Origin of the sequence: Desulfacinum infernum DSM 9756 (assembly GCF_900129305.1) — a bacterium.
GTDB lineage: Bacteria > Desulfobacterota > Syntrophobacteria > Syntrophobacterales > DSM-9756 > Desulfacinum > Desulfacinum infernum.
This window is the reverse complement of the sequence record NZ_FQVB01000004.1, coordinates 91,966-115,325: the sequence shown is the minus strand read 5'-3', so window position 1 is coordinate 115,325 and position 23,360 is coordinate 91,966. Positions and strand designations below refer to the sequence as shown.

At 60.6% G+C, this 23,360-nt stretch carries 16 protein-coding genes and 1 tRNA gene; 8 read left to right on the top strand and 9 right to left on the bottom strand.

The features are described from left to right. Positions 1-7: 7 nt before the first annotated feature. Entirely contained in the window at positions 8-649 is a 642-nt protein-coding gene (locus tag BUB04_RS01600) for a response regulator (protein ID WP_073036310.1), read from the bottom strand. Then, positions 649-4,005 (bottom strand): response regulator, encoded by a 3,357-nt coding sequence (locus BUB04_RS01595; protein ID WP_073036308.1) that lies wholly within the window; start codon positions 4,003-4,005, stop codon positions 649-651. The genes BUB04_RS01600 and BUB04_RS01595 overlap by 1 nt, the downstream gene beginning before the upstream one ends. Before the next feature lie 260 nt (positions 4,006-4,265). On the opposite strand from BUB04_RS01595, the gene BUB04_RS01590 reads away from it, so the two are divergent. From BUB04_RS01590 to BUB04_RS01580, 3 genes are all read left to right on the top strand, one after another. Further along, positions 4,266-5,042 (top strand): ATP-binding protein, encoded by a 777-nt coding sequence (locus BUB04_RS01590; protein ID WP_073036306.1) that lies wholly within the window; start codon positions 4,266-4,268, stop codon positions 5,040-5,042. A 17-nt stretch (positions 5,043-5,059) separates the two neighbouring features. Beyond that, complete coding sequence (folE2, locus tag BUB04_RS01585) at positions 5,060-5,836, top strand: GTP cyclohydrolase FolE2 (protein WP_073036304.1); 777 nt, start codon at positions 5,060-5,062, stop codon at positions 5,834-5,836. A 66-nt stretch (positions 5,837-5,902) separates the two neighbouring features. Next, on the top strand, positions 5,903-7,513 hold the full coding sequence (locus BUB04_RS01580) for a bifunctional aminoglycoside phosphotransferase/ATP-binding protein (RefSeq protein ID WP_073036302.1): 1,611 nt from the start codon (positions 5,903-5,905) through the stop codon (positions 7,511-7,513). Positions 7,514-7,822: 309 nt separating this feature from the next. On the opposite strand, the gene BUB04_RS01575 is transcribed toward BUB04_RS01580, so the two are convergent. The 4 genes from BUB04_RS01575 to BUB04_RS01560 form a co-directional block, all read right to left on the bottom strand. Continuing rightward, the gene (locus BUB04_RS01575) at positions 7,823-10,291 is read right to left on the bottom strand and encodes a Lon protease family protein (protein ID WP_073036300.1); all 2,469 of its coding nucleotides are present in this window, start codon (positions 10,289-10,291) and stop codon (positions 7,823-7,825) included. A gap of 187 nt (positions 10,292-10,478) precedes the next feature. After that, complete coding sequence (locus BUB04_RS01570; RefSeq protein WP_073036298.1) at positions 10,479-10,709, bottom strand: KH domain-containing protein; 231 nt, start codon at positions 10,707-10,709, stop codon at positions 10,479-10,481. Further along, a complete protein-coding gene (locus tag BUB04_RS01565) occupies positions 10,706-11,032 on the bottom strand; it encodes an MTH1187 family thiamine-binding protein (protein ID WP_073036296.1) in 327 nt (108 codons plus the stop codon). Before BUB04_RS01565 ends, BUB04_RS01570 begins: the two co-directional genes overlap by 4 nt. 126 nt (positions 11,033-11,158) lie before the next feature. Next, complete coding sequence (locus tag BUB04_RS01560) at positions 11,159-12,007, bottom strand: sugar phosphate isomerase/epimerase family protein (RefSeq protein WP_073036294.1); 849 nt, start codon at positions 12,005-12,007, stop codon at positions 11,159-11,161. Positions 12,008-12,201: 194 nt separating this feature from the next. Between BUB04_RS01560 and BUB04_RS01555 the strand changes: the two genes are divergently transcribed. Together BUB04_RS01555 and BUB04_RS01550 are read left to right on the top strand one after the other, a co-directional pair. Continuing rightward, positions 12,202-12,552, top strand: coding sequence for a cupin domain-containing protein (locus BUB04_RS01555; protein ID WP_073036292.1), 351 nt, complete (start codon positions 12,202-12,204; stop codon positions 12,550-12,552). An 845-nt stretch (positions 12,553-13,397) separates the two neighbouring features. Further along, positions 13,398-15,350 (top strand): acetoacetate--CoA ligase, encoded by a 1,953-nt coding sequence (locus tag BUB04_RS01550; RefSeq protein ID WP_073036290.1) that lies wholly within the window; start codon positions 13,398-13,400, stop codon positions 15,348-15,350. A 394-nt stretch (positions 15,351-15,744) separates the two neighbouring features. Here BUB04_RS01550 and BUB04_RS01545 read toward each other — a convergent pair whose 3' ends face one another. The 3 genes from BUB04_RS01545 to BUB04_RS01535 all read right to left on the bottom strand — a co-directional run bounded on the left by BUB04_RS01545 (position 15,745) and on the right by BUB04_RS01535 (position 21,476). Further along, the gene (locus BUB04_RS01545; RefSeq protein ID WP_178371866.1) at positions 15,745-16,803 is read right to left on the bottom strand and encodes a VgrG-related protein; all 1,059 of its coding nucleotides are present in this window, start codon (positions 16,801-16,803) and stop codon (positions 15,745-15,747) included. A 786-nt stretch (positions 16,804-17,589) separates the two neighbouring features. Continuing rightward, positions 17,590-18,984: a class II fumarate hydratase gene (locus BUB04_RS01540; RefSeq protein WP_073036286.1), complete on the bottom strand. Its 1,395-nt coding sequence runs from the start codon at positions 18,982-18,984 to the stop codon at positions 17,590-17,592. Positions 18,985-19,298: 314 nt separating this feature from the next. After that, the gene (locus BUB04_RS01535; protein WP_073036285.1) at positions 19,299-21,476 is read right to left on the bottom strand and encodes an acetyl-CoA hydrolase/transferase C-terminal domain-containing protein; all 2,178 of its coding nucleotides are present in this window, start codon (positions 21,474-21,476) and stop codon (positions 19,299-19,301) included. A 231-nt stretch (positions 21,477-21,707) separates the two neighbouring features. Here BUB04_RS01535 and BUB04_RS01530 point away from each other — a divergent pair, with 231 nt between their 5' ends. The 3 genes from BUB04_RS01530 (at position 21,708) to BUB04_RS01520 (ending at position 23,313) form a co-directional block, all read left to right on the top strand. Then, positions 21,708-22,619 (top strand): M28 family peptidase, encoded by a 912-nt coding sequence (locus tag BUB04_RS01530; RefSeq protein ID WP_073036498.1) that lies wholly within the window; start codon positions 21,708-21,710, stop codon positions 22,617-22,619. A 22-nt stretch (positions 22,620-22,641) separates the two neighbouring features. Further along, positions 22,642-23,055: a polysaccharide biosynthesis C-terminal domain-containing protein gene (locus tag BUB04_RS01525; protein ID WP_073036283.1), complete on the top strand. Its 414-nt coding sequence runs from the start codon at positions 22,642-22,644 to the stop codon at positions 23,053-23,055. 170 nt (positions 23,056-23,225) lie between these two features. Then, positions 23,226-23,313: transfer RNA gene (locus tag BUB04_RS01520), tRNA-Leu, on the top strand. Positions 23,314-23,360 lie beyond the last annotated feature (47 nt).

Below are 23,360 nucleotides of genomic sequence, written 5' to 3'. Positions count from 1 at the left end.
CGCTTTCCTACCCGCTACCTTTTCGCTGCTGTATGGATGCCCACTCAGCAGGATAATATCTCTGGAGGCAGTCCGGACAAATGCTATGGGTGAACTCTGCGTGGGTGTGTTTGGTAACGTATGATTCCACCTGATCCCAGTAGCCCTCGTCGTTTCGTATTTTCTTGCAGTAGGAGCAGATGGGCAGGATTCCGCGCAGCGTCCGGATCTCTTCCATCGCCTGCTGAAGTTCCTTGTTTTTCCGTTCCAGTTCCTGCGCGTACTGATCCAGCTTTTCCTTGGCCAGCTTCAGTTCCATGTGGGTTTTCACCCGAAGGAGTACCTCTCCTTTCTTGTAGGGCTTCAGAATGTAGTCCTGGCCTCCGGCCTCGAATCCCCTCACCACGTCATCGCTGTCGGCCAACGCCGTCAGGAAGATGACCGGAACTCCGACCAGCTTGGGATTTTGCCGTAGCCGCCGGCAAACCTCGAACCCGTCCATCTCCGGCATCACCACATCCATAAGGACAAGATCGGGAGGATTCCGATCTGCGCTCTCCAAGGCTTGACGGCCGCTGGTGGCCACCGCCACCTCGTATTCCTGGCTCAAGAATTCGCCCAAGACTTTGATGCTCACCGGCATATCATCAACAATCAATATTCGCCCCATCAGACGTTCCCTCCCGAAAGCCTTTTCTCCAACTCCTCCATCTCCTTCAACGCACCCTCGAAGTCGAATCTGTCCAACGCTTCCATGACTTGCACGACTTCCGGCGCCCATGCCCTTAGTTCCTCGAGATTGCGCCGAGCCACCTGGCCAGCCCGGAAGCTGGCCTCCAATGCCGCCTTTCGCACCTCTGCCAATCTCTCATGCACATCAGCGGGTGGTCTCGAAAGCGGCTCCGGAACGTCCCTGGTGATCTCGCCCGCCTCCGCGGACAACCATTTTTGTAGCGCCATTCGATTTTCGAGCACCTGACGAAGCTCCCGCGTGAAAACTCCATGGAATTCTCTCCAGCGCGAATCCCTCTGCGCCAGCGCCTTTTCCAAGGCACCGGCCGCTTCGGACAAAGCCGTGGCACCCAGGTTGCCGGCCGTGCCCTTGACGGAATGGGCCGTGCGTCGAGCCGCCTCCTCATCTCCGGCGGCCATAGCTGAAAGCACTTCATCCGCGGCTCCTTCAAAAGAGATGCAGAAGTCGTGAAGCAGCCGCACCATAAGGGACCGGTTTCCCGCAAGGCTGGCAGACAAACGATCGAGATCGATCCCCTGCAGACCGGCCAGATCCAGCCCCTTCCCTCCGATTCCGATCGGTGGGCTCGCGAAACCCGGCGCGCAGTTGTCCGCCTCCCTGCTCCCGCTGGGATCCTTCAGGTGCCGGCAGACAACTTCAAAGAGCTCCTCAGGGTTGAAGGGCTTGGTGATGAAGGCGTTCATGCCCTGCTCCAGACACTTTTCCCGGAACCCGCTCCCGGCGTGGGCGGTCAGGGCTACAATGGGAAGCTCCCGGGGACTCAGCTTCTCCCTGAGAATCCGCGTGGCCTCCAGGCCATCCAGAACAGGCATCTGCAAGTCCATGAGCACCACGTCGTAGGGATCGCAACGCACCTTCTCCACCGCTTCCCGCCCGTCACCGGCGATCTCCACCACAGCCCCCATGGAAGAAAGCAGCTCGCGGACCACCTGCTGGTTAATGGGATTGTCCTCGGCCACCAGGACCCGAGCTCCCCGCAGATGGTTGCGGAATCGGGACCTTGTCTCCTCTTCCGCAGGTCTGCACATGTCCCCGATGGGCCGATCCTTGGCATAGGCCGTAATAACGGCGTCCAATAGGGTGGAAGGGGTGAAGGGTTTGTTCAGAAACGCGTCCACCCGGACACCATCCAAGTCTTTTTTCAGATCGTCCAGATCGTAGGCTGAGGCCATGATGATAACCGAAGATTCAGCGAGATGCTTTTCTTGGGCGCGCCTCAGGGTCTCCAGCCCGTCCATGTCCGGCATCTTCCAGTCCACGATGAGAATCTGAAAGCCCGCCGCCTGCCCTTCCAGCATTTCCAGGGCCCGCCGGCCCGAAATCGCGCCCTGGACCTGAAAATCCAGATTTTCCAGATATCCTGTGACAATCTCAAGAGAGGCCGGGTTGTCGTCCACCACCAGCACGCGGCTGCCCTTTAAACCTCGGACGTCCCCGGGCGGCTCCATCAGCCGTTCCCCGTTCACGCAGAAGGGTACGGTGAAAGAAAACGTGCTTCCGGCGCCTGGGCAACTCTCCACCGTCATCTTTCCGCCCATCAGTCGGACCAGGTCTCTGCAAATGGACAGCCCCAACCCTGTGCCGCCGTATTTGCGGGTCGTGGATCCGTCCGCTTGGGAGAACGGATCAAAGACCCGGCTTAACTGGTCGGGGGTCATACCGATCCCTGTATCCTCCACCGAGAACCGCACTTCCACATCTTTCCCGCCCTCCCCGGCCACGCGCTCAATGCGCACCACCACGCTTCCGGACTCGGTAAATTTCACCGCATTGCCGGTGAGGTTGATCAGCACCTGATTCACTCGCAGCGGGTCGCCCACCAGTTCCAGGGGCACGTCGGAGCCGATCTGCGCCAGGAGCTCCAAGCCCTTGGACCGCGCCGTTGGCTCGAACATGTTCATCAAATCTTCCACCAGCTTTTCCACCTGGAAGGGAACCTGCTCCAGGTGTACCTTCCCCGCTTCGATTTTTGAAAAGTCGAGCACATCATTGATGATCCCGAGCAGGTGGTGGGCCTGCCCCTTGAGCTTTTCCAAGTATTCCCGCTGTCGTCCGGTGAGATCGGTTTGGGTCAGCAGATGACAGAACCCGATGATGCCGTTCATGGGGGTTCGGATCTCGTGGCTCATGTTGGCCAGGAACTCGCCCTTGGCCCTAGCCGAGAGCTCCGCGGCCTCGCGCGCCGCCCGGAGGCCGTCCATCTTCTCCCGGATGGTCAACCGCATGCGGTTCACCGCCTCCGACAACCATTGGAACTCCCGGGCACCCCGGACCCTGGCTTCCACATCAAGATCCCCCCGACTGATATGTTCCGTTTGGGAAACCAGGGCCAGGACAGGTCCGATCAGAAAGCGACGCGTGGCAGCGTACGCCCCCAGAGCCGCGAGCAGGGCCGAAACCACGGCCACATACACCGTGAGGTGCTTGATGGGAGCAGCCTTCCGATCCACTTCCCCCACAGGCATGGCCGTGATCAATTTCCAACCCGGTCCGGCGGTGGTCACGTAATAGACGAACCAACGCCGGCCCGACGCTTCCCACAGGAAAGATCCCTGTCGGGACGCGCGCAACATGTTCGCCCATGAACGCGATAGTTCCGCGGTTTCCCCTGTTTCCGGCGACAGGTGGACCAGCACGTCTCTACGATCCGTCATGAGCCAGAGCGACAGGTTTTTGCCCGCGACCAGGTTCCTGAGAAGCCGCGTCAGCTCCGCCAGGCTGATGTCCGTCACCAAAACCCCCGCCGGATGGCCGTCCGGCGCGGGAAGGTACCTGACAGCCGACACATGCAATACCCCTGTCTTGGCCTCCTCGTAGGGGACGGTCCAGGCCACCCGATCTTTGTTTTCCACGGCCGCACGGTACCAGGGACGACGGGTGATGCGAAAGCCTTGGGGCGGCGTGTAGTGAGGACTTACAAGCAGCCGTCCGTCCTCCGTTCCCACATAGACATACGCCACGTGCGGGTTCACGTACCGAAACAGCTCCCAGTCCCGAAAGAGGGCTTCGCGGAAGGACTCATCCTCACGGAAACGAAGCAAGTCCACTCTCCGCGCCAACGCCTCCGTGTCTTCCTCCATCTTCCGAAAATAGGCGTCTATGTAGAGATCCCTGGCTTCCTGGACGAGGCGGAAATTGTCCTCCTGCAATTGACTCTGAACGAGCCGTTTGGCCTTCATGTAGGAAAGCGTGCCCAGAAGGGACACGGGCACAAGGATCATGATCACACAGAGGAACATCGCCTGGGTTCTCAGATATTTCAGCCAGCCCACGTGCCTTAACCCCCCATTCCACACGACCCCATCTCATGAACACAGCCACAAAGCGACCTAATTTATCTAATCGTCAGCAAAGGACAATTCATAAAGGGCGTTTGTGCATTTCCCCGCCCGCCGGCCCCAAACTCCCTTCCTTCGGCCGCCCAGGCGGAGCATTGGGGATTGCAACCGGGTCCCGAAAGTATTACAAGGCCCATAACGTTAGGAGTGGGATCGGATCCCATGGAAACCGGGTTGGAATTAAGGAGTGTGTTGTGAAGATCGCAGTGAGCGGCAAAGGCGGCGTGGGAAAGACCACCCTTTCGGCTTTTCTGGCGCGTTGGTTCGCTTCTCAAGGAAAATCGGTCCTGGCCATCGATGCCGACCCGGACGCCAACCTGGGTCACGCCCTGGGAATTCAAGACGCCGGTGAACTGGTTCCCATCTCACAGATGAAGCAGCTCATCGCCGAGCGCACCGAATCCGTTCCGGGAAGCTTCGGCGGTTTTTTCAAGATGAACCCCCAAGTGGACGACCTGCCCGAAAAGGTGGCGGTTCCCTGCGGCGACGGCATCCGCCTCATGGTCATGGGCGGCGTGAAGAAGGGCGGGACCGGGTGTGTGTGCCCGGAAAGCGTCCTTTTGAAGAACTTGGTGCACCACCTGATCCTTCGACGCGACGAAGTGGTGGTCATGGACATGGAGGCGGGCATCGAGCACCTGGGCCGCGGCACCTCCCGGGCCGTCAACGCGCTCATCGTGGTGGTGGAACCCGGGCGGCGAAGCATCGAGACGGCGCTCAAGGTGGATCAACTGGCCAAAGACATCGGCATCGCCAGCCTCTACGTGGTGGGCAACAAGATCCGAAGCGAGCGCGATGCGGCCTTCCTCCAGGAGCAGCTGCCCGGATACGTCTTCCTGGGCTTCATTCCTTACGACGAAGCCATTATCGAAGCGGACCTGGCCGGGGTTTTTGCCGAAGAGACCGCCGAAAAGACTCGTGAGGCCCTCACCCAAATCGCCCGGAAACTGACCGAGCTGCAACAGCCCTAGACCAAGCGACGTGGCCCATGATCGACGTTCAGAGTCAATACGACCATCGCAACATCAACATCGACAAGGTCGGGGTGAAGAACATCCGCTACCCCATCACCGTCATGGACCGAAAGAACGGCGTCCAGCACACGGTGGCCAGCATCAACATGTACGTGAACCTGCCGCGCAAGTTCAAGGGCACGCACATGAGCCGCTTCATCGAGATTCTCAATGAGTTCTACGGTCACCTGGATATTCGCGAGTTTTCCAAGATCCTGGAGGCCATGCAGGAGCGGCTCAACGCCCAGTCGGCCCACCTGGAAATCTCCTTCCCCTACTTTATCGAGAAGGCCTCCCCCGTCACCGGAACGTCCGGGCTCATGGAGTACCTGTGCCGGGTTTCGGGGTCGCTGAGCCACCAGGACGGCTACGACCTGGTGGTGGAGGTGAACGTTCCCATCACCACCGTTTGCCCCTGCTCTCGGGAAATCAGCGACCACGGCGCCCACAACCAGAGGGGCATGGCCCGCCTGGCGGTGCGCTTCAAGAAGTTCATGTGGATCGAGGATCTGGTGCGCATCGTGGAGGAGGCCGCTTCCTGCGAGGTCTACTCCCTGCTGAAAAGGCCCGACGAAAAGTATGTGACCGAAAAGGGCTACGAAAATCCCAAGTTCGTGGAGGACGTGGTCCGCGATGTGGCCTATGAGCTGAAGCAGAATTCGAACATCACCTGGTTCCAGGTGGACGTGGAAAATTTCGAATCCATCCACAACCACAGCGCCTACGCCTTCATCGAGCGCTATCGGACTTGAGACGCCCGCGAACACTCGATTCTTCCGTCGGCATTGACAGCCTGTGGCTGGTACCGGGAGGGCACCATGGATCGGTCCATGCCTGCGTTCGAGAGAGTCTGTGAAGCGTTTTCCGATCCCGCCTTCTACCCTCATCCCGTCTCTGAGCTGCGACGTATCGACACTCACATCTCCGCGGTCTTCCTGACGGGCCGAAAGGTTTACAAGCTGAAAAAGCCGGTGGACTTCGGCTTCCTGAACTTCAGCCGCCTGGAAGATCGGCGTCGGTTTTGCTCCCAGGAAGTCCGGCTCAATCAGCGTCTCAGCACCGGCGTCTACCTGGGGGTGGCGGCCGTCCGGATGGACGAGAGCGGCCGGCTCAGCCTGGACGGCCCCGGCCGGGACGTGGAATACGCCGTCTGCATGCGCCAACTGGACCCGCAAGACAGCCTGGAAGCCCGTCTTTCGTCCGGCAGGATTCCTTCCGGGGCTATGGAAGCCTTGGGGGACCGCTTGGCATCCTTTTATAGGAATGCCCAACGCAGCCGGGAGATCGACCGCTTCGGAACCCCCGAGATCATTTCCTACAACGTGGAGGAAAATTTCGCGCAAACGGAACGGTTCGCGGGTACCTGGCTGGACCGGGAGCGCTGGGAATTCATCCGAACCGTGGCCCGACACTTCTTGAGCCATCACACCAGGCTCTTCCTGGACCGCATCTCCCAGGAAAGAATCTGCGACGGACACGGCGATCTTCGCCCCGACCACATCTATTTTGCCGAAACCCTGCAGATCATTGACTGCATCGAATTCAACGATCGGTTTCGATACGGCGATACGGCCGCCGACTTGGCCTTTCTCCACATGGATCTGGATCTGGCCGGGGCCGCCCATTGGAGCCGGCGCACTCTGGCCGCCTACGTGAGAGAGGCCGGAGACCCCGGCCTCTACCGCCTGCTCGATTTCTACGCCTGCTACCGGGCCATGGTTCGCGTCAAGGTCTGTTGCCTTCGCGCGGATCAAATGGGGGAGGCGGAACGCGCCTCACTCATTGAGTCGGCCCAGCGGTATCTCCAGCAGGCCTACCGGCACGCCGTCCACTTCGCCACCCCCACCTTGTGGATCTGCTGCGGACTGCCGGCCTCGGGAAAATCGAAGCTGGCTCGTTCCCTGGCGTCGCTTCTGGAAATCGATGCCCTCCATTCCGATCGGGTTCGCCGGGAACTGTTGGACTCCACCGAGCCCTCCGCTTCGGCCGCCTCCTTCGGTGAGGGGTTGTACCGGCCGGAAAAGAAGGAACGGGTTTACGCCCGGATCCTTTCCCTGGCCCACGAGCGGCTGCGTTCCGGTCGATCCGTTATCCTGGACGCCACCTTTTCGCAGGCCAAGTGGCGCCGGGAAGCCCTGCGGCTTGCCGAAGACATGGGCTGCTCCGTCGTCTTTTTGGAATGCCGGTGTTCCACGGCCGTCCTGGAAGACCGGCTCCGGGCCCGCGAAACCAAAAAGACCGATTCCGACGCCCGTTTCCACCACCTTCGGGGCTTCCTGGAAACGTACGAACCCACCGATGATCTTCCTGAAAGCGTCCTGTGCCGGATCGACACGGAAGGGCCCCATTCCGAGACGGTCCTCCAGGCCATGAACGCCGCCTACGCCCTTCTTTCGGAACAGAGCCGCCGCCGGGCCGGCGAAGCCTAGGAGGCTGTCCGAGAATGGCCTCCGGCTCCAGAGGCCGGGGGTTGTATTCCCTTCGTAGGCGCGAGGCTTCAGCCCCGCGGGAGATGGTCATTATGCCCCTGTGATGTGGGAAATACCCGATGGTACATCTGACGCCCGGCAGCCTTCCGCAGCCCTAAAGGGCTGCGCCACGAGAAAAGAGGTCATCCATGGCGCCACCGGGCAGTCCCCAAAGACCGTCGAGAAGGACTTTTTCCGGTCGCCGGGCGGAACCCGGCGACCCTTTCCTGCAGGATCCGCCTGCACATGAGCCGGCGTAACTTCCTGGAATTACCGGTCGCAGGTGGGACATCCTCCCGCGTTTCCTTCGTCGGAGGCGCCCTTTGCGCCGCCGTTTTCGTCCTTTCCGAACTGTTTGACGATCTCGGCGATCTCCCGCAGCCGGTCGTCGGCTTTGCGGAAGATGGTTCCCTCGGGATACGTCCCGTCCGGCTGCAGCTCTCCGGCGGGTACGCCCGTCAGGATCTCGATGCCCTCCTCAATCCGCGACACCGGCCAGATGTGGAACTTGCCTTCCTTGACCGCGTCCACCACCTCTTGCTTCAGCATGAGGTTCCGCACGTTCTTTTCCGGGATGATCACCCCCTGGTCGCCCGTGAGGCCCTTGTGGGCGCAAATGTCGAAAAAGGCTTCGATCTTCTGGGTCACGCCGCCCACGGGCTGAATTTCGCCCTTCTGGCTGACGGACCCCGTGACGGCGATTCCCTGCTTGATGGGAACTCCGGAAAGGGCGCTCAGGATGGCGTAGAGTTCCGTGCTGGACGCGCTGTCTCCGTCCACCATGCCGTAGCTCTGCTCGAAGCAAAGCGAGGCTGTGAGCGAGATGGGCTTGTTGTGGGCGAAGCGCTCCTTGAGAAAGCTGGAAAGGATCAGGACGCCCTTGGTGTGGATGTTGCCGCTCAGCTTCGATTCCCGCTCGATGGCCACCACCCCTTCGCGGCCCACGGACACGGTGGCCGTAATGCGGTTGGGCTTTCCGAATTCGTGGTCTCCGGTCATGAGGACGGACAGGCCGTTGACCTGGCCCACCTTCTCCCCGGTGGTCTCCACCCAGAAGATATCTTTCTTGACCAGTTCCTTGATGCGTTCCTCGATGAGGTTCGATCGATAGATCCTCTTCTGGATCGCCTGGTGCACGTGTTCCCGCCCGATGAAATCCGCGCCTTCCAGCCCGGCGAAGTAGTTGGCTTCCCGCAAGAGATCGCTGATATCGCCCAGTTCCAGGCTCAGTTTATCGCGGTCCCCGGTCACCTCCATGCTGTATTCCAGCACGCGGGCCACGCCGGAGCGATCCAGGTGCCGGATCTTGTTTTCCTGGCAGAACCGGCTGATCATGCGGGCGCACTGCAGAACGGCCTCGTCCTTGCGGTCCATCTGGTCGTCCAGGTGCGCCTTGACCTTGAAGAGCTTCTGGAACCGGTCGTCGTAGATGTAGAGAAGGTGATAGAGGTACGGATCGCCGGTCAGGACGATCTTCACGTCCATGGGGATGGGTTCGGGGCGGATGGTGCGGGTGCTGAAGATCCCGTAGAGTTCCCCCAGGTCTTCGATCTTGATCACGCCGTCGCGAAGGGCTCGCTTGATGGCCTCCCAGGAGAGATACCATTTGAGAAGATCCAGTGCCTTCATCACCAGGTATCCGCCGTTGGCCTTGTGGAGCGCACCGGGCTTGATCATCGTGAAGTCGGTGAAGAGTGCACCGAACCACGCCTGGCGTTCGATGCTTCCGAAAAGATTGGGGTAGGCCGGATTGGATTCGATGACCACCGGCGCCCCTTCCGTTTCCGAATTGTCGATGAGGACGTTCACGTCGTATTTTCGGAAGGCGGCCTCTTTGGGTTGCACCGGAAAGGGACCCATCTGCTGCTGGCCTTCCGGCTTCTTCTTGAAATCGTCGATGTTTTCCAGGATGTCTTCCTGCACCGCCTTCAGGTAGTCGAGAACGTCCGGTTCGTTCTCGTACTTTTCCAGGTAGTGTTCGATGAGCTGGCCCACCACGAAGAGCGCGATCTCGTTATCCAGCTTGGCGTGCTTTTCCTTGAATTCCGTCTCCGCCTCACGGATGCGTTTGATGGCCGCCTTCATCTTTTCCTGGAGCTCGTCGCTCTTTTCCCGAAGGGCCTTCTTCTCCTCTTCGCTCAGCTCGCTGAGCTCCTCCTGGCCCATGGGCTGGCCTTCCTTGTTGGCCGGGATGATCACCATGCCCACCTGGGAAAACTGCAGGATGAAGCCCTCCTCCTTGGCCATTTCCGACAGTTCGTCGATGATCTCCCGCCGGCGCCGTTCGAAGGCCTGATGCACCTCCGCTTCCTTGGCGCGATAATCGTCGCTGTCGAACACCTCCGGGATCTTGGCCTGGAGCGTGTGGATGAACTCCTCCATGTCCTTCTTGAGCTCTTTGCCGCGGCCGGGGCTCAACTTGAGGCTCTTGGGTTCATCGGGCTGCTTGAAATTGTAGACGTAGCACCAGTCCGGGGGGGTCGGCTCCTTCTTCGCCTGCTCTTCCAGAAACGTCCTGGCGATGTAGGTAAGTCCCGCCTTGCCGGGCCCCGCTATGTAGATGTTGTAGCCCTTTTCCTTCATCCCCATGCCGAACTTGATGGCGTCGATGGCCCGTTCCTGGCCCACCACGCCTTCTTCCAACGGCTCCAGCGCTCCCGTGTGCTCAAAGGGAAGGGACCCCGGATCCACATACCCGCGAAGTTCTTCCACAGGCACTTCCTTAAACAAGCCGGACATCACCACTCCTCCGCATTCCTCGTCTGTTGTGTGGGTTCCGTTGCGGAACGTCATCGCCTGCAACAGCCATCAATGACACAACCCTGTGCTTGCAAGCACATGCATCCATATTAAGCACTTCACGGCCCCTTGGCACCCCTTCCCCGACTCTTTTTCCAGCCGTCAGGACCCGGGGCGGTGCAGCCCATCATCCCAACAACTCAAGCCGGCATTTGCAGTCCTTGCTGGCGGCGGCCATTTGAGCTACCGTCCGCACGGCATGGATGGTCTTTCCATTCCGACCGATCACCTGACCCATATCGTCGGGAGCCACCGACAGCTCCAGATGAATGGACTGATCCTGAGTCCGCTGAGCCAAGAGAACCTTGTCCGGATGATCCACCATGGCCTTGACCAGATATTCCACCAATGCCTTCATGACGCTCCTTCCTCTTGGGGTTCCCCAATGAGCTTCTTCCGCACGGAGTCCACCTTTTCCCGGGGAGAGCTGGGCTTGTCCCTGCGGTCGTCGATTCGTAGATGGGTCAGAACCCGGCGAGCGCCCCGCTCGAAACAGCTTTCGTGCATGCGCCGTACGATCTGTAAGATGTCGTCCAATTTTCCATAGAGGATCGTTCCCATGCCTGTCAATTCGTATTCCAGGCCGCTCTCTTCGACGATCTTTACAGCTTTCGCCACGTAGGAACTCAAGCTGGTGTCGCCCGTTCCCAGGGGCACCACACTCACCTCCACGATCGCCATGGTCCGCCTCCCTGTTTCCCTTTCTCAAGGATCAAGAAAACCCTTGCGTCCTCCCGCCAATTCCCATCGGGGTCGATTTTCGGTTTTCCTTATCGCGGCCAACGCCACTCCTACGGCCGAAAAGAATCATGTGCCTCTCTTGGCGTTCATCCGCGGTTCTCTTTCACATTCACCCAGCCAGGCCGTGAGCGCGTTCACCGTTTCCACCAGGTGCGGCAAGGTATGGGGTTCCACCGTCAGTACCGGCGCGGAATCCAGTGCCCCGATTCTTCGAAAAAGGTCGTCAAAATCGACGGCCCCCCGGCCCACCGGGAGATGCTCGTCCAAGTCTCCTTGATTGTCGTGCAGATGAACCTCCAGGATCTTCTCCTCCAAGGCTCCCCACCAAACGGAAACCGAAGCACCGGAAAAGGAGTGCTGATGGCCCACATCGAAGCAAAATCCCAGAAAGGGACTCGGCAACCGGTCGAAGATCTCCCGGTGGATCGACGGGCCCTCCTCCCAGACGTTTTCCAGGCACAGGGGAATCCCGATTCCCTCCAGCCGTCTTAACACAGGTTCCCACACTTGTTGGGCTCGATCCAGCCATGCCCGGGTTTGGGTGCGATGATGGCGGGGATCATATCCCGTATGGCAGACCACCTGTAGCGGCCGCACCACCTCCGCCACGTCCGCCAACTGATGCAACCGCAGGCGCGTCACCTGGCGGATGAGAGGGTCCTGACTGCCCGGACACAATTCCCAGAAAGGACCATGGATTGTCAGTCGGCAGCCGTGTGCGCGAAGATCGGCGGCCGTCTTTTCCACTCTCCGCAGGTCCAATCCGTCCAGCTCTTCGCCGGAAAAGCCCAGCTCCAGATGAATGGCTTCCCTCAGGATCAGATCCCAATAATCCCCCAGGAATCTCCATGGCATGTTCACGTGAACCCGCCGGAGCACTTCCTTGGCTTTCGTGTCGAACGAGACGGTCTTCACTGGTCTCCCCCGCTAGGCATCTCCGCACCTTGGCTTCCATTGTAGGAAATCCTTAGCCGGCAAACCACCTTATTCGGCGGCCGCCCACGAAAGCCCCTTGAAACGGCACGGAAAATCGGCTTATGGTGAGCGGGCGAAGCGGGTGCGGATTGACCGTATCAATGTTTTCATCAAGCTGGCGAGGAGAGCTTTCCATGAAGATTCAATCCTACAAGGACGTGGAACCGACGGTCTTCGACAACGACGTGGCCAAAGGCGTGGCCGGGCGTGTTCTCATCGGCAAGGAAGACGGCGCTCAGAGGTTCTGCATGCGCTTTTTCGAACTTCAGCCCGACGGCCACACCCCGCGCCATACCCATGATTGGGAGCACGAAATCTTCATTCATGAAGGCGAAGGTGCCGTTCTCAAGGAAGGAAACTGGGTGCCGGTGCGAGCCGGCGATGCCGTTTTCATTCCCCCCAATGAGGACCACCAGATCAAGAATACCTCCGAGGCCCCTCTGCGCTTCATCTGTCTCATCCCTTCCGGACCGCCGGAACTTTAATGCAAAACGGAACCGCCAATGAACGCCGATAGACGCACATGGGCCTAGGAGGCTGTCTGACAATGGCTCTCCGACTTACAAGGCCGAAGAATTTTGGTCCTCCTCGTAGCCGCGGGGCTTTAGCCCCGCGGAAAGGGTCATCGTAAGTCCATGAAGCGACCGGAGATACGCGATGGTTTATCCGACGGCCGGGGGTTCCTCCGCAGCTACGAGAAAACAGGTCGCCCGCGACGTTCTCAGACAACCTCCTAGGAGCCTGTCCGAGAATGGCAGATTTGCGCCGTTCAACGCCCATTCGTCATCCCCGCGAAAGCGGGGATCCAGAATTTCCAGTAAGTTATGGACTCCCGCTTGCGCGGGAGTGACGGGTGGCGGAGTTTTCAGACAACCTCCTAGGGTCCCTGCTGGGAGCACACCTGGCCGCGGCCGGGATCGCCGCCAAGCCCGCTCCCACGAATGGCGATTATTCGGGATGCGGACTTTTTTGCGGGACACGTCGTTGCCCGGCTTCACAATGCTCGATAAGCCTTCTGATTGAGAAAGTTTGTGCATTTTAAACTTTGGTTCATTGGCGAAACCTGCTATCATCCGGCCGCCTGTAGGGTTCCTCCACGGGGCCTTACAGGGAAAGTCCTTACAGAGAGCAGACTGATTCCCCCACTCCCGTTCGAAGAGCGCCCTCTCCCGGTTCCCGATCTGCTCCAGGCGGCCCGTACGCCCCCCATGACTTCCCGGACGGCCACGCCGTTCATCGCTCTCGGCTGGAAACGGCTCCTATAATTCGCCGTTATCCAGATGCTTGAAGGCCCGGTCCTGTTCACCGTCATCTGCAAGGGAGGCAACCCATGAGCAAGCTCCTGTGGAAACCCAGCGAAGAACGCATCCAAAACTCCAACATGTACCATTTCATGCAATACGTGAACGAGCGACATGGGAAGGCGTTCCGAGCCTACGACGAGCTCTATGAGTGGTCCGTCACCGAAATTCCCACCTTCTGGGCCACCTTTTGGGACTACAGCGACATCCTTTGCAGCCGCTCCTATGACCAGGTGGTGGATGACGTGGCCAAGCTGCCCGGAGCCCGCTGGTTCGAAGGAGCCCGCCTCAACTTCGCCGAGAACCTGCTCCGGTACCGGGACGATTGCATCGCCCTGAGTTTCAAGGGGGAAGGACAACCCACCCGGCACATCACGTACGCGCAGCTTTACGACCGGGTGGCCCGCCTGGCCAAGTCCTTGAGAGACATGGGTATCCAGCCGGGCGACCGCATCGCCGGGTTTGTTCCCAACATGATTGAGACGGTCATCGCCATGCTGGCCGCCACCAGCGTGGGAGCCGTCTGGTCGTCCTGTTCGCCCGACTTCGGCATCAAGGGCGTTCTGGACCGCTTCGGACAGATCGAGCCGCGGGTGCTTTTCACCGCCGACGGCTACTACTACAACGGGAAGACCTTTGACTCTCTGGCAAGGATCGCCGAGATCCTGAAGGAGCTTCCCAGCATCGAAAAGGTGGTGGTCATGCCTTATACGGATCCCAAGCCGGATCCGGGTCGGGTGCGAAACGGCGTGCTTCTGGAAGACTTCCTGGCCAAGGACGACGGCCTGGAGATCGAATTCGAGCAGGTTCCCGCCAACCATCCTCTCTACATCATGTATTCGTCGGGGACCACGGGAGTACCCAAGTGCATCGTCCACGGCGTGGTGGGTACGCTCATCCAGCACCTGAAGGAACTGCGGCTCCACACCGACCTCAAACGCGACGACACCATCTTCTACTTCACCACCTGCGGCTGGATGATGTGGAACTGGCTGGTGAGCTCCCTGGCCCTGGGCGCCCGCGTCCTGCTTTACGACGGATCCCCCTTCTATCCGGATCCGGGCGCCATGTGGCAGATGGCCCAGGACGAAAAGATCACCATCTTCGGCACCAGCGCCAAGTACCTGGCCGCGGTGGAAAAGGCGGGGGTAAAACCGAAGGAAACCTACGATCTCACGCCCCTCAAGGCGGTGCTTTCCACCGGGTCTCCCCTTTCCATCGAAAGCTTCGAATACGTGTACCGCGACATCAAGGAAGACCTGTGCCTTTCGTCCATTTCCGGAGGCACCGACATAATTTCCTGCTTTGCGCTGGGCAACCCCATGGGTCCCGTTTATGCGGGAGAGCTCCAATGCCGCGGCCTTGGTATGAAGGTGGAGGCTTGGGACGAGGACGGAAGGCCCGTCATCGGCCAAAAGGGGGAGCTGGTCTGCACGGCGGCGGCACCCTCCATGCCCATCTATTTCTGGAACGATCCGCACGGACAGAAGTATCGGGACGCCTATTTTTCGGTCTATCCCGGCGTGTGGCACCACGGCGACTTCATCGAGATCACCGAGCGGGGTGGGGTGATCATCTACGGCCGTTCCGACGCCACCCTAAACCCGGGCGGCGTGCGCATCGGCACGGCGGAAATCTACCGTCAGGTGGAAACCATCCCCGAGGTGCTCGACAGCCTGGTGGTGGGGCAGGACTGGGACAATGACGTGCGGGTGATCCTCTTCGTCAAACTTCGGGAGGGCCACGAGCTCACCGACGAGCTCATCAACCGGATCAAGAAGGCCATCCGCGAAAACACCACCCCGCGGCACGTACCGGCCAAGATCATCGCCGTTCCCGACATCCCCTACACCATCAGCGGCAAGAAGGTGGAACTGGCCGTACGGAAGGTGATCCACAACCAGGAGGTGAAGAACAAGGACGCGCTGGCCAATCCGGAATCCCTCGATTATTTCAAGGATATTCCGGAACTTCAGAACTGACGGGGCCTCCCGCCCCTTTTCCGCGAGTTACCCGGGAGTCCGCCCGTAAACGCCACGGCGCAGCGCTTTTCCCGTAGCGCAGCCCTTCAGGGCTGCGCCGGAAGCCCCCGGACGTCGGATGGGGTATTGGGTTTAGTCCCCATCACTTCAAGAGATTCCGATGACCGTTTTCCGCGGGGCTGAAGCCCCGCGGCTACGAAAGATGTCGAGTCCCTTGTCCGTTTCGGGCAGCCTCCTGGGAGCCTGTCCGTCAAGGGTAGATTTGTGCCGTTCAGTGGCCCTTCGCCATCCCCGCGAAGCTTGTCCCCGGCTTGAAAGCGGAGCGGGGATCCAGGATTTCCGGTAAGTTACGCTTGCGCGCGAGTGACGGTTGGCAGAGTTCCCCCACTCGCTCCTAAGCAAGATCCTCCGCCGAGTCGCCGCGAAGCATGGCCAGGGCCATCCTCTTTTCTTCGGAAAATCGGCTCAGGAGCGCCCGCCGAATGGATCCGTCGAAAACGCCGCTGGTCCGCTCGCGAAATCGGTAGACGGCCCGGATCAGAGCCGCCTCATCAACTGTTCCATCCTTGGCCCTGGCCCGGTTGAGGCCCCCGGCAAAGAAGCGGGCGGCCCGTCGGGGACCGTGCTGCACGGCCGTGCTCCACAGAACCTCCTTCACTGCCCGGGAAAGGCCCTCCACTTCGATCCCGGTGGCCGCTTCCACCGCCTGAGCCGCCGGTTCGTAATGGGTTTCCCGCACGAAGGCATGCTGGAGCGCGGCGAACCGATCCGGGTCTTCCCGGGCGATTCGCCGCCACACTCTGGGCATCCGCCCGTCTCGGCTTCCCGTATCCGCAGGGCCCGCCGCCTCCAACCGGGCCGCCCATGCCGGTTCCCGTTCCTTGAGAAAATCCAGGAAGCGGTCCATGGTGCCGGTTTTGGAGGACAATTGATAGATCCCGTAGGACGTTCCGCCGCGGCTGTCGTATCCCACGGCGCCCACACCGTCTTCGCCCGATTCAAAGATGGACGAAAGAGCGCCCAGGTCGAGCTGATCGTCCAAGGAGATCTCCTGGTCTGGAGGCTCGGGTCCCGTAAGGGAAGGTTTCGCATCCTGGGGAAGAGCGGAGAGCCCCGAAAAATCGGGACCGCCCCAGGATGATCCACCGGAACCCAAGGCGGCCGCCTTGATATAGGCCGCCACGATGGCCGCCTGAAGCTGCCGATCGTTCATGGAACAGAGTCGGGCACGCACAGAGTCCATGCCATGCGTGGAGGCGCCCAATTCTTGGAGCATCCGCCAATCGTCATCGCCGGAGCCCATAGGCGCCTCGACCGCAAGTCCCCGCTCTCCCTGGAACACCTGCTGGAAAACCCGTTGTTCCATGGACCTCGTGAGCACACGGGTCCGTTCCACCGCTCCTTGATCCACCGAGGGCTTCGGGATGGGATTCTTTATGAACTGTACCGCCAAGATGACCTCCCCTGTCGAAACGGTTGGGATTCGCCCGACTTTGACGATTGCAAACTTCATGCAAAATCAGGCGATCCGCCATCCGGACTGCAACTCCTTGTATCACAGATGGAGCGATTCTTTCGTTCTATTCTTCCTAGCTCCGCGCGATTCCTGGGCGGGGATAAACCCCGCCCCTGCTCTTCAGTTCCTTCTGCCTTCGTAGGGGCGGGCTTTACGCCCGCCCGCTGCAACCTCGCGATAGGCAAGAATCGTCCGACTTAATGCGAAAGAGAACCGCAAATGAACGAGAATAAACGCAAATCCTTTTAGTTGCAGGAACTGCGAAGGCCGCAATGAGGGTGCCCGGCAATGCAATGGGCGCGCAATGACTCATAGAGAATGGCATATTGCGGCGTTCTGACAAATGCCCTTGATCCGGCCCGCTCTTTCATCCATGCGGGGTGGCGCAAGGGGAGCCATGACTGTTAGGACTGTAACTCAAATGTGAAAGAGAACCGCAGATGAGCGCAAAGAGACGCCAAAAGGTCTTTAACGTGACGCATCGTGGTTTGGATGTGTTGTGGGAGGCACAAGAAAGCGCATGGGATCGTTGGAGGAGACCTCCCCGCGCGGCACAATTTTCCGGGTATTGGTCCGATTTTTCCCCAGGTCGCACATTTCCGCCCGCGGCACGCGTCGATGTCTTCGGGCTGTTGTGCCGATGGCACCGCCAGGATCTGATCGGCAAACGGCCGAAGGGTCCTTTCCCATGCCGGTTTCGTCAGGCCTTTGACGAGAAAGGCGTCAGAAACCCGTTCCGGGGACCAACTCCCGGAAGGCTCGATCCAGGTCTTCTGCGCTGGCCACTCCCAGGGCCAGGGCCGCCTCCCGAACGGTGATCCCATCCCTGTGGGCCTTCTTGGCCACCTCGGCCGCCCGGTCGTATCCCACCAGGGGCACCAGGTAAGTGGCCAGGGCCAGGCTTTGTTCCACCATGGATGCACAGCGCACCCGGTCCGCCTCGATTCCCGCCACGCAGCGCTCGGCCAGCGCCCGGGCGGCATTGGCCAGCAGGCCGAGGGATTCCAACAGGGTATGGGCCATGAGGGGGAGCATGAGGTTCAGTTCGAAGACCCCGCCCTGCCCGGCCAGGGCCAGGGTCTGATCGTTACCCACGATGCGGGCGCAGGCCTGGATCACGGCCTCAGGAATGACCGGGTTCACCTTACCGGGCATGATGGAAGATCCCGGCTGAAGTTCTGGAAGACGCAGCTCGCCCAGGCCGCATCGGGGGCCGGACCCGAGCCATCGGATGTCGTTGGCGATTTTCGCAAGACTCACGGCCACCGTTCGCACCATGCCGCTGGCTTCCACCAGGACGTCCTGCGCCCCCTGGGCTTCGAAGTGATCCGCCGCTTCCCGAAACCGGCAGCCGGTCTCCCGGTTGATCTCGTCCAGGACGGCCCGGGCGAACCCCGGAGGCGCTCCCACGCCGGTGCCCACGGCCGTTCCACCCAGAGGCACCTCGCAAAGGCGCGCCTCCAGGCTTTGCAGTCTCTCGATCCCCAGCTCCACCTGCCGCGCGTAGCCGGAAAATTCCTGGCCCAGCGTCACGGGGAGGGCGTCCTGGAGATGGGTGCGGCCGATTTTCACCACGTCGCGAAACTGAGAGGCCTTTTCCCTCAATACCTCATGGAGGCCTTTGAGCGCCGGAAGGCACCGGTCTTTCACCGCTATCCAGGCCGCCATGCGGATGGCTGTGGGTATGACGTCGTTACTCGACTGGCCCAGGTTCACGTGGTCGTTGGGATGGACAGGATCCCGCCCTCCCCGCCGCCCCGTAAGGATTTCATTGGCACGGCCGGCGATCACCTCGTTCATGTTCATGTTGGTGGACGTGCCGGATCCCGTCTGGTAGACGTCCACGGGAAACTGGTCCCAGTGAAGCCCGTCCTTCACCCCGCGGGCGGCCCGAGCGACGGCTTCGGCGATCGCCGGATCCAGCCGCCCTTCCTTTCCGTGAACCCGCGCGGCCTTTTCCTTGATAAGAGCGAGAACACGCAGGAACTCCCGGGGCATGGTCACGTTGCCCAGACCGAAATTTTCCACCGCCCGCTGCGTCTGCGCCCCATAGTAGGCAGACTCCGGCACCCGCACCTCACCCAGCGAATCCCTTTCCACCCGCATCCCGCTTTCCATGTCTTTCCCCCTATGCTCACCGGCGCGCGGCCTTGGAACGCCCGTAAGCTGCCGAGTGCTACTTTCGGCCGCCGACTCCCATGGGGACCGCCTGCGGCCGTGCTTTGTCGAAAACTTAACGAGGGATCGAAAGCGGGATCAATGGAATTCTTGTGTGACGGCTGTGGGGCGTTTCCGCCGTTGAACTTTTGGACGCCAAGATTCAGGCCCGGGAGGCTTTACAGCCCCCCGTCCCCCCTTCCTGACGCGCCCAAGCCCTTTCCCCTTTAACCTTTTACCTTTGCCCTCTACCCTTTAGCCTTTTACCCTTTCCCTCAAACAGCTCCCGTGGCCGCCAGGGCGTGGGTGACCAGCCGCTGTAAGATCTTCTCCTTGGCGTCCTTGGGGGCTTCCAAACCGAGCCGTTCCAGGTAGGGCTTGGCTTCCGCGGGCGGAGCCAGACTGGCCAGCAGGGGCTTCAGCTGGAGGAGCTTCCCCTTGTTGCCGTTGGTGGCGTCCTTCAAATGGCGCAGGGCCTTGGCCAGGATGAGTTCCTGGTCCGTGAGATCCGTACCGAAGGGAAATGGTCCGAAAAGCCCCTGTTTCCTGAAAGGTTCCAGTTCGGCTTCCAGCCTTTCGGGCACGTTTTGACGATAGGCGTCTGGAATTTGGTAGTCCGCCGGGAGCTTCCGGGCCGCCTTGGCCTGCCTGACCAGCTCGTCCTGGAAGCGGGAATCGGCGATCCGGACAAGGGCTTCCGCCACTTCCCGGTCCGTCTTTCCACGGATGTCGGCGATGCCGTATTCGGTGACCACGATATCCCGCAGGTGCCGGGGAATGGTGATGTTACCGTAGTTGAAGACCACGTTGGAAGTGGTGTGGCGTCCGCTTCCCCGGGTGCTTCGGATCATGATGATGCAGCGTCCTCCCGGAAGGGCGTGGGCCTGGGAGACGAAGTTGTACTGACCGCCCACGCCGCTGATCACCCGACCGTCTTCCAAGCCGTCGGAGACGATGGCGCCTCCCAGGGTGACCATAAGGCCCGTGTTGACAAAGCGGGCGTGGCGCCTCTGCAGGGCCTTCAGCTCTTCGTCGCCGTAGAGGTGGTTCATGTAGGTGACGGCCGTCATGTTGATGAGCCGCCTTTCCTCGGGCGCCATGTCACGCAGGGCCTGATAAAAGCTGCGGGGGCCGATGAAGAAGCCTCCGTGAACGGCCACCCCGTTTTGCAGCCGTTCGCCCAGACAGTGCGCTTCCAGCTCGCGCCTCGCCTTGGCATCGTTCAGGTCCGCCGGGATGCGAAGCGTTCCGTTGGTAAGCTCCCCTTCCTCCCAACGCCATTCGGGCGAGAGGATTCCGAATCGCCCCAGCAAGGTCGCATCCTCTTCCGTCAGCTTCGCGGAAATGGCGCCGGCCCCCAAAAGTTCGTCCAAGACTGCGGCGGTGATCTCTTCCTTGAGTCTCCCCTCGTTCACCAGCCGTTGGATTACGGGATGGTCGTAGACCTTGCGCTTGACAATGCCATGCCTCATAAGGTGCACATAGCCGTCCACGAACATCTCCGTACAACCGTACAGGCCCTCCCGAAAGGGTTCCGTGCCGCCATACCTTTGGACCGACTGGCCGAAACGATCCAGGATTCCGGCGCGTCGAAGCAGCTCCTGGTAGCGCTCGTTGTGCTCGTGACGGGCAATGAGCCCATAGGCGATGGCATCGCCCAGAGAGCCGATGCCGATCTGCAGGGTTCCCCCGTCGCGAACCAGGCTGCTCACGAGGAGGCCGATCATGTAATCCTGGGTACTCACCGATTCCTTGGGGGGTGCGAACAGCGGGAACTCGTAGTCGGGATGATCCAGCACCGCATCGAACTCGCACGGATCCACTTCCGAATCTCCGTACATGTAGGGAAGATTGCGGTTCACCTGGGCCGCGATGGCCACGGGACGCCCTTCCCTTTCGGCCCGCCTCATGGCGGGAACCAGATCCAGCGCCACTTCCGGGTTGCAGCTGTAAGAATAGCTCTCCCGGCCGTCGGGCCGCCGTTCGGCGCTCACCAGCTGCGCGGCCACATTGATGCCGTTGTCCATGAGATCCCGCACGGCGTGAGTGTAATTGGTGCTGATGTAATTGAGCTGGGCATGCTCGTGGTTCATGAAGGCGCCGGGACGGAAAAAGAATTCGCAGACCTGGATATTTTCCGGCACGTTGTTTCGCCTCACCGCCAGGGCATACTCCAAGGGAGGATAACCGCCGAAGACCCGTTCCAGAATGGGCTGGAGAAAGCGCCGCTCCAGATCCGACGACCACCCGGGCACTTCCGGCGTGATGGCCGTAATGATCTTGAGCCGTAGGGACGGGTCGCGCCGGGCGCGATTGAAGATGGCGTTGGCCAGATGGTTGGGCTTGCCCAATCCCAGGGCCAGCCCGAGGACGATGTTCTTCCCCACCTTGGATAGGATATAATCGGTACACGCGTCGGGATCTCTGAAAACGGCAGGGTGGTTGCGGCTCATGGGCATCTCCGTTTCCGGTCTCGTTTTCGCACTCGCATCCGCATAGGGAGGGGGAAGGCGCGCTCGCGTTTGAGTTTCAACGACCGATTCTTCTAGCGAGAGTCTCGCCATTATGCAAGGAAATTCACAAACCGGCCGGAAGATGCCAAAGAAACCGAGCTAATGAACAAATGTTTCTTTCTGCTTTTTTTCCTCAGCTCTCTCGTCCTCTCGCCAACCGAGGAGAACCCCATGGCGGTCGGCCATCTCAATGAGCTGGACCTGGCTTGCGTGGAGCGGAGCCTTTGCGAGCATGTTCGCGTGCTCACGGTGGAAATCGGAGAGCGCAGTGTCGCCGACTGGGAGGGACACCTCCGTGCGGCGCACTACATCGCCAACGTGTTCCGACAGGCCGGGTTGGAGCCGGTGGAGGAGCCCTATGAATTCGAGGGGCACAGGGTGGCGAACATCCTGGCGGAAGTCCCGGCCCGAGGGTCGCGGAAGCGGATCCTGGTGGGCGCCCATTACGATTCGGTGGCGGGCACCGTGGGGGCCGACGACAACGCCAGCGCCGTGGCGGTTCTTCTGGAAACGGCCCGCCTCTTCGCGTCCTTCGGCGCCCATGGGGGTTTGGCCCCTGCGGTTCAGTTTGCGGCCTTCGCCCTGGAAGAGCCACCGGCCTACGGCACCCGGGCCATGGGCAGCCGGGTTCGGGCCCGAAACGCCCGCAAAAACGGTGAGCGCCTGGATGCCATGATTTGCCTGGAGATGGTGGGCTATACCTGCCGGAGTCCGGGATGTCAGAACTATCCCTGGCCCCTTCGATTCAAGAACTATCCGGATCGGGGGGACTTCATCGGTATCGTCGGCAACGGTCGGTCCAAAGGATTGGTCCGGGCCATGGAGACGGCCTTTCGGAAAAATCCCCATCTTCCCGTGGTCACGCTGGCGGTTCCCTTCAACGGCTGGCTCATCCCGTCGGTGCGCCTGAGCGACCATGCTCCCTTCTGGGACCGGGGCTACCGGGCCGTCATGGTGACCGATTCCGCCTTCTACCGGAACCCCCATTACCATACCCCTTGTGATACCATGGAAACGCTCGATTTCCCCTTCATGGCGCAATTGGTGAAAAGCCTGCTCTTATTCCTTCTCCAGGAACGATGAACTGCAGGAGTCTACCGAGACCATGCAGAGAAAGATTCTTGTGGAATCCCTTCCCGTGACGGCTGAGTTTCGGAGGGTCAAGAGGTGGCTGGAGGATCGGGGAGAGGTGGCTCTCATCGAAGACGGCCTGACCATTCGGCATCTGGCCGTCTTTTCGCTGAGAGCCGGGCCGGGCCATTTCCGGGGCGGCCACTACCATCGGGTGAAGACCGAGCGCTTCTATGTGATCTCCGGAAAGGTCCGGATCCTTACGGTGGATGTGGAAACCGGCCGAAAGGGGCATACGGACGTACGGAGCGGCGACAAGCTCGTCATTCCACCCTTGCTTGCCCATCGCTTCCACGCCTTGGAAGACGCATGGCTCGTGGAATACTACGATTCCACCTACGATCCCGAAGACGATGTGCCCTTCGACGGCTTTCCGGAGCTTTCGTAACGGGTGCGGCCAGACCGGCGAAGCCACTGGTTACCACCAGCTGGAGAGGCGGGAACCATTGGTCCTTACAGCCGAGCTGCCAGGCAGAGTCTTTAACGGCTTGCCTGCCGCCGAATCCAGCGGCATCTCTCTTGCCACCCGCTTCGGCGCTGTGCTACGTTCCCGAGCGTGCCTGGGTGGTGGAATAGGCAGACACAAGGGACTTAAAATCCCTTGGGCCCCGTGCCCGTGCGGGTTCGATCCCCGCCCCAGGCACCAGTACGCCACTCAAGTTCCAGCCGCCGTTCGGCACATTGCGCCCCGGT